Source organism: Pseudomonas sp. NPDC086278 (assembly GCF_050280905.1).
Classification (GTDB): domain Bacteria; phylum Pseudomonadota; class Gammaproteobacteria; order Pseudomonadales; family Pseudomonadaceae; genus Aquipseudomonas.
The window spans coordinates 20802-27841 of sequence record NZ_JBNNWE010000080.1; the positions used below are offsets into that span (position 1 = coordinate 20802).

Consider the following 7040-nt stretch of genomic DNA (forward strand, 5'->3'; position numbering starts at 1 on the left):
AATGATTATTTACGGTGTGGCGCTGCTGGCGATTTGTACGCTGGCAGGGGTGATTCTGGGCGATGCGCTTGGCGTGCTGCTGGGCGTGAAATCCAACGTCGGCGGGGTCGGGATCGCGATGATCCTGTTGATCTGCGCGCGGTTGTGGATGCAAAAACGCGGCGGCATGACCAAGGATTGCGAGATGGGCGTCGGCTTCTGGGGCGCCATGTACATCCCGGTGGTGGTGGCGATGGCCGCGCAACAAAACGTGGTGACGGCGTTGCACGGCGGCCCGGTCGCGGTGCTGGCGGCAATCGGTTCGGTGGTGCTTTGCGGCTGCACGATTGCCTTGATCAGCCGGACCCACAAGGGTGAACCCTTGCCTGACGAACCGGTTGAGTTGACTCCGGTCGGCACGCCAGTGGGAGGTCGCTGATATGTGGGAACTCATTGATAAAAGCCTGACCAATAACGGGCTGGTCACGGCGTTCGCCTTCGTCGGCGTGATCATGTGGGTGTCGGTGGTGTTGTCCAGACGCCTGACGTTCGGACGGATTCACGGCTCGGCGATTGCCATCGTCATCGGGCTGGTGCTGGCCTGGGTCGGCGGCACCCTGACTGGCGGGCAAAAAGGCCTGGCGGACCTGACGCTGTTCTCGGGGATCGGATTGATGGGCGGCGCGATGCTGCGCGACTTTGCCATCGTCGCCACGGCGTTTGAGGTGCAAGCCACCGAAGCGAAAAAGGCCGGGTTGATCGGTGTGATCGCGTTGTTGCTGGGCACGATTCTGCCGTTCATTGTCGGCGCGAGCATCGCCTGGGCGTTTGGTTATCGCGATGCGGTGAGCATGACCACCATCGGCGCGGGCGCGGTTACCTATATCGTCGGGCCGGTGACCGGGGCGGCGATTGGTGCGAGTTCGGACGTGATGGCGCTGTCGATTGCCACCGGTTTGATCAAGGCGATTCTGGTGATGGTCGGCACGCCGATGGCGGCGAAATGGATGGGACTGGATAACCCGCGTTCGGCGATGGTGTTTGGCGGGTTGGCCGGCACCGTCAGCGGTGTGACGGCGGGCCTGGCGGCGACGGATCGGCGGTTGGTGCCTTATGGCGCGTTGACTGCGACGTTCCACACCGGGCTTGGGTGTCTGCTGGGGCCTTCGTTGTTGTACTTCATTGTTCGCGGGATTGTGGGGTAGGGCTTTGGTTGTTTGTTGACTGTACCGACGCCTTCGCGAGCAAGCCCGCTCCCACAAGGGACCGCATCTCCCTGAGAGAGTAAGCCTGCTCCCAACCCACACTGGACTGCGGTCCCTTGTGGGAGCGGGCTTGCTCGCGAAGGGCGCGACGCGGTCTCAACCCTGGCGATGGGCATACATCCGGCACTCCGCCAACAGCGCCAGCAAATTCGGATCGCGCTCCTTGGCCTTTAAAAACACCACGCCGATGTGCTGCTGCAACCGATACTTTTCCTGCAACGGAATCAGCTTCACCCGGTTTTCATACACCGCCGCAATCCTCCCCGGCAGCAACGCATAACCGACCCCGGAGCTGACCATGCTCAGCAGGGTGAAGATGTCGTTGACCTGCATCGCCACCTTCGGCTCGAACCCTGCCTGCTTGAACACCCGATTGCCATCCTGATGCGTGGCGAAACCCTGAGTCAGGGTGATGAACGTCTCCTCACGCACCTCGGCCAGATCGACCTCGGCCCGTTGGGCAAACTTGGAATCCGCCGGCGTGGCGAGAAAAATGTCATCGGAAAACAGCGCAATCTGCTCGCAGTCCGGGTCGTTGACGCTGTCGTCCAGCGACACCAGGATGGCGTCGACTTCCATATTCTTCAGCTTGTACACCAGGTCGATGTTCGAGCCGAGGATCAGGTCGATGTTGAGTTCGCTGCGGCGGATCTTCAGGCCCATGATCAGCTGCGGCACGGTTTTCACCGTCAGCGAGTACAGCGAACCGAGCTTGAAACGTTCCGCCGAGAAGCCGGCCGCTTCACGGGTCAGGCGCACGGTCTCGACCACGTCCTGAATCAGCTTCTGTGCGCGTTCTTCGAGCACATAGGCGCTTTCCAGCGGTGTCAGGTTGCGCCCTTCGTGTTTGAACAACGGGCAACGCAGGGCGCTTTCCAGGGAATGGATGGCGCGGTGCACGCTGACGTTACTGGTTTGCAGTTCAGCGGCGGCCCGGGCCAGATTGCCGGTGCGCATGAAGGCCAGGAACACCTCGAGTTTTTTCAGGGTCAACTCTTCGTCGATCAGCATGGGCGCGACTCTTATTCGAATGGCTCGATTGTGCACGCATGTGATTTTGTCGGGGGAATTGTGTTTTGAAATATTGCGCTTTTACGCTGCAGGCCTGAGCCTTGCGCAAGGTTGTGTTGGATTCGAGGTGAGTAACGCATGTATCACGGGGAACGATTGAACGCCTGGACCCATCTGGTCGGGGCGGTGGCGGCGACGATCGGGGCGGTGTGGATGCTGGTGATCGCCAGCATGGACGGCAGCCCGTGGAAGATTGTCAGTGTGGCGATCTACGGATTTACCTTGATAGTGCTTTACAGCGCGTCGACGGTTTACCACAGCGTGCGCGGGCGCAGGAAAGCGATCATGCAAAAGGTCGATCACTTTTCGATCTACCTGCTGATCGCCGGCAGCTACACGCCGTTCTGCCTGGTGACCCTGCGCGGGCCGTGGGGCTGGACGCTGTTCGGGATTGTCTGGGGGCTGGCGCTGATCGGCATCCTGCAAGAGATCAAGCCGCGTTCGGAGGCGCGGATCCTGTCGATCGTGATTTACGCGGTGATGGGCTGGATTGTGCTGGTTGCGGTCAAGCCGTTACTGGCCGCGCTGGGCGCTACCGGTTTCGCCTGGCTGGCCTCCGGCGGGGTTTTCTACACCGTGGGGATTATCTTTTTTGCCCTGGACTATCGCCTGCGACATGCGCACGGGATCTGGCACCTGTTCGTGATTGCCGGGAGCTTGCTGCACTTTGTGGCGATTATGTTTTATGTGCTTTAGACCTGTGGTGAGGGGCTTGTCGGACCGCCGCACCGCCTCTTTCGGCTGCGCAGCAGTCGTCATCAAATAGCGCGATGTGGTTGGAAAGATTAGGGCCGCTTCGCGACCCAACGGGGGCAAGCCCCCTCGCCACAGGGGATTAGAAGTCACCCCACAACTGCTGGGCCACCGCCAACGCCACCACCGGCGCGGTTTCGGTACGCAACACCCGAGGACCGAGGCGGGCAGCATGGAAACCAGCCGCTTTAGCCTGATCAACTTCAACCTCCGACAACCCGCCCTCCGGCCCGATCAGGAACGCCAGCGTCCCAGGCTTGGCATGACTCACCAACGGTTCCGCCACCGGGTGCAGCACCAGTTTCAATTCAGCCTCGGTCTGCTTCAGCCAATCCGCCAGCAACAACGGCGGATGAATCACCGGCACCCGCGAGCGGCCGCATTGCTCACAGGCACTGATCGCCACCTGACGCCAGTGCATCAGGCGTTTGTCGGCGCGTTCGTCCTTGAGCCGGACTTCGCAGCGGTCGCTGAAGATCGGGGTGATTTCCGTCACGCCCAACTCGGTGGCTTTCTGAATCGCCCAGTCCATGCGCTCGCCACGGGACAAACCCTGGCCGAGGTGGATGTGCAGCGACGATTCGACCTGTCCGGCAAAGCTTTCATCGATGTGCACCACGACGCGCTTCTTGCCGACGTCTTTGAGCGTGGCGCGAAACTCGTGGCCCGAGCCGTCGAACAGTTGCAGCGCATCGCCCTCGGCCATGCGCAGCACGCGGCTGATGTAATGGGCCTGGGCTTCGGGCAACTCGTGTTCGCCGGTGCTCAGGGGGGCGTCGATAAAGAAGCGGGACAGTCTCATGCGGGTTCTCTGAAAAATTGGTTTTGTGGCGAGGGGGCTTGCCCCCGTTCGGCTGCGAAGCAGTCGTAATTCAGGCGATGCGTTTTACCTAGAGAAACGCGGTGGGAGGTTTTGGGGCCGCTTCGCGACCCAACGGGGGCAAGCCCCCTCGCCACAGGCAAGCCCCCTTACCACAGGCAAGCCTCTCATCACAGGTAAGCCGCCTTACCACAGGCAGCCCTCTCATCACAGGCAAGCCCCTCACCACAGCCAAGCACCCTTGCCACAGGGGACCGCGTTGCTCAATCAGCCGGGATCACGAAAGCCTGGGTGAAAGTCTTTCGGCACTGCCACGCTGACGCTGTTGCGGGTGGCGATGTCGATGCCTTCGCTGGCCACTTCAGCCAAGAAGTCGATCTGCTCCGGGGTGATCACGTACGGCGGCAGGAAATACACCACGCTGCCCAACGGCCTGAGTAAAGCACCGCGTTCCAGGGCGTGCTGGAACACCTTCAAACCGCGACGTTCCTGCCACGGGTAGGCTTCCTTAGTGGCTTTGTCCTTGACCATCTCGATGGCCAGGACCATGCCGGTCTGGCGCACTTCCGAGACGTTCGGGTGATCGACCAGGTGCGCGGTGGAGGAGGCCATGCGTTGGGCGAGTGCCTTGTTCTGCTCGATGACGTTGTCTTCTTCGAAGATATCCAGCGTCGCCAACGCTGCCGCGCACGCCAGCGGGTTGCCGGTGTAGCTGTGCGAATGCAGGAAGGCGCGCAGGGTCGGGTAGTCGTCGTAGAACGCGCTGTAGACATCTTCGGTCGTCACGCACGCCGCCAGCGGCAGGTAGCCGCCGGTCAGGGCCTTGGACAGGCAGAGGAAATCCGGGCGGATGCCGGCCTGTTCACAGGCGAACATCGTGCCGGTGCGGCCGAAGCCGACGGCGATTTCGTCGTGGATCAGGTGCACGCCATAACGATCACAGGCTTCGCGCAGCAATTTGAGGTACACCGGGTGATACATGCGCATGCCGCCAGCGCCCTGGATCAGCGGCTCGACGATCACTGCCGCGACGCTGTCGTGATGTTCGGCCAGGGTTTGCTCCATGGCCGCGAACATATTGCGCGAGTGCTCTTCCCAGCTCATGCCTTCCGGGCGCAAGTAGCAATCGGGGCTCGGCACCTTGATGGTGTCCAGCAGCAGCGCCTTGTAGGTTTCGGTGAACAGCGGCACGTCGCCGACCGACATCGCCGCCATGGTTTCGCCGTGGTAGCTGTTGGTCAGGGTGACAAAGCGTTTCTTGTTCGGCTGGCCGCGATTGAGCCAGTAGTGAAAGCTCATCTTCAGCGCGACTTCGATGCAGGACGAACCGTTATCGGCGTAGAAGCACCGGGTCAGACCTTCCGGCGTCATTTTCACCAGACGCTCGGACAGCTCGATGACGGGCTGATGGCTGAAGCCGGCCAGAATCACGTGCTCCAACTGATCGACCTGATCCTTGATGCGCTGGTTGATGCGCGGATTGGCGTGGCCAAACACGTTGACCCACCAGGAGCTGACGGCGTCGAGGTAGCGTTTGCCTTCGAAGTCTTCCAGCCAGACGCCTTCGCCGCGCTTGATCGGGATCAGCGGCAGCTGTTCGTGGTCTTTCATCTGGGTGCAGGGGTGCCACAACACGGCCAGATCCCGTTGCATCCACTGATTATTCAGGCCCATTTACAGTCTCCTCGAGGCGGTCCGCGGCAGGCGCGGGCAAACAATCGCGCAAGCCTATGCAATGCATCGCGCGGGGACAACCCATTGTGTTGATTGAGCTACTTTGTATAGGTCGATAGACGTTGCTGGCGGCCTATTGATGGCTGACGTATTCTTCGCGGTTCTTTGAGTCGTCTGACTCGTGAAACTGCTTTTTCCTACGTGTATTTCCGGAGTTCGCTGAATGTCTGCTGGTTGGCTGCGCGCCTGTGCGCTGGTGATGTTGGGGCTGTTCAGCGTGTCTGCGCTGGCCAAGGATAAAACGGTGATCGTGATCGGTGGCGGGCTCGCGGGCCTCACTGCGGCTTACGAACTGCAGAATAAAGGCTGGCAGGTGACCCTGCTCGAAGCCAAGCCGAGCCTGGGCGGTCGTTCCGGCATGGCCACCAGCGAGTGGATCGGCAACGACAAGACTCAGCCGGTCCTGAACAAATACGTGTCGACGTTCAAACTGGGCACCACGCCAGCACCTGAATTCGTGCGTACGCCCAGCTATCTTATCGACGGCGTGTATTACACCGCTGCGGACCTGGCCACCAAGGACCCGACCACAACCGAGGCGCTCAAGCGCTACGAAAAAACCGTGGATGACCTCGCGCGCTCCATCGAAGACCCGCAGAACCCGGCCGCCAACAGCACGCTGTTCGCGCTGGACCAGATCAACGTCGCCAACTGGCTGGATCGCCTGACCCTGCCCGCGACGGCGCGTCAACTGGTGAACCAGCAGATTCGTACCCGCTATGACGAACCTTCGCGCCTGTCGCTGCTGTATTTCGCCCAGCAGAGCCGGGTTTATCGGGGTGTGTCCGACCGCGACCTGCGTGCTTCGCGCCTGCTCGGCGGCAGCCCGGTACTGGCTCAAGCCTTCGTCAAACAGCTGAAAACCATCAAGACCAGCTCCCCGGTCTCGTCCATTACCCAGGACAAGGACAGCGTGACGGTCAAAGTCGGCAGCGTCGGTTATACCGCTGACTACGTCGTGGTGGCGGTGCCCTTGCGCGCACTGGGCAAAATCCAGATGACCCCGGCGCTGGATGCCCAGCACCTGGGCGCCATCAAAGGCACCAACTACGGTTGGCGCGACCAGATCATGCTGAAGTTCAAGACCCCCGTCTGGGAAAGCAAGGCGCGCATGACCGGCGAGATCTACAGCAACACCGGTCTGGGCATGTTGTGGGTTGAGCCGGCCCTGAAGGGCGGCGCCAATGTGGTGATCAACCTGTCTGGCGACAACGCGCGGGTGATGCAGGCGTTCGGCGACAAGCAGATGGCCGACCAGGTGCTGATCCGCCTGCACGAGTTTTATCCACAGGCACGCGGTGCGTTCACCGGTTATGAAATCCGCCGCTACAGCACCGACCCGTCGATGGGTGGCGCGTACCTGGCTTTCGGTCCGGGCCAGATCAGCAAGTACTGGCGCTTGTGGGAACGTCCGCTGC

General features: G+C 61.3%; 7 protein-coding genes. 4 read left to right on the forward strand and 3 right to left on the reverse strand.

The window, feature by feature from the left end:
• Position 1: 1 nt before the first annotated feature.
• Positions 2–418, forward strand: a complete 417-nt coding sequence (madL, locus tag ACQKP4_RS21700) for a malonate transporter subunit MadL (RefSeq protein WP_427635654.1) — start codon at positions 2–4, stop codon at positions 416–418.
• A gap of 1 nt (position 419) precedes the next feature.
• A complete protein-coding gene (madM, locus tag ACQKP4_RS21705) occupies positions 420–1184 on the forward strand; it encodes a malonate transporter subunit MadM (protein WP_427635655.1) in 765 nt (254 codons plus the stop codon).
• 156 nt (positions 1185–1340) lie between these two features.
• On the opposite strand, the gene ACQKP4_RS21710 is transcribed toward madM, so the two are convergent.
• Positions 1341–2255, reverse strand: a complete 915-nt coding sequence (locus ACQKP4_RS21710) for a LysR family transcriptional regulator (protein WP_427635656.1) — start codon at positions 2253–2255, stop codon at positions 1341–1343.
• A gap of 138 nt (positions 2256–2393) precedes the next feature.
• On the opposite strand from ACQKP4_RS21710, the gene trhA reads away from it, so the two are divergent.
• Positions 2394–3011 (forward strand): PAQR family membrane homeostasis protein TrhA, encoded by a 618-nt coding sequence (trhA, locus tag ACQKP4_RS21715; protein ID WP_427635657.1) that lies wholly within the window; start codon positions 2394–2396, stop codon positions 3009–3011.
• A 139-nt stretch (positions 3012–3150) separates the two neighbouring features.
• On the opposite strand, the gene ACQKP4_RS21720 is transcribed toward trhA, so the two are convergent.
• A complete protein-coding gene (locus ACQKP4_RS21720; RefSeq protein WP_427635658.1) occupies positions 3151–3870 on the reverse strand; it encodes a 16S rRNA (uracil(1498)-N(3))-methyltransferase in 720 nt (239 codons plus the stop codon).
• Positions 3871–4155: 285 nt separating this feature from the next.
• Positions 4156–5562, reverse strand: a complete 1407-nt coding sequence (locus tag ACQKP4_RS21725; protein ID WP_427635659.1) for an adenosylmethionine--8-amino-7-oxononanoate transaminase — start codon at positions 5560–5562, stop codon at positions 4156–4158.
• A 223-nt stretch (positions 5563–5785) separates the two neighbouring features.
• Between ACQKP4_RS21725 and ACQKP4_RS21730 the strand changes: the two genes are divergently transcribed.
• On the forward strand, positions 5786–7040 hold a 1255-nt coding region (locus ACQKP4_RS21730), incomplete at its 3' end, for a flavin monoamine oxidase family protein (RefSeq protein ID WP_427635660.1).

Coding starts and splice junctions, on each gene's coding strand:
- trhA (WP_427635657.1), top strand. CDS start 2,394: ATGTATCACGGGGAACGATTGAACGCCTGGACCCATCTGGTCGGGGCG.
- madL (WP_427635654.1), top strand. CDS start 2: ATGATTATTTACGGTGTGGCGCTGCTGGCGATTTGTACGCTGGCAGGG.
- ACQKP4_RS21720 (WP_427635658.1), bottom strand. CDS start 3,870: ATGAGACTGTCCCGCTTCTTTATCGACGCCCCCCTGAGCACCGGCGAA.
- madM (WP_427635655.1), top strand. CDS start 420: ATGTGGGAACTCATTGATAAAAGCCTGACCAATAACGGGCTGGTCACG.
- ACQKP4_RS21710 (WP_427635656.1), bottom strand. CDS start 2,255: ATGCTGATCGACGAAGAGTTGACCCTGAAAAAACTCGAGGTGTTCCTG.
- ACQKP4_RS21725 (WP_427635659.1), bottom strand. CDS start 5,562: ATGGGCCTGAATAATCAGTGGATGCAACGGGATCTGGCCGTGTTGTGG.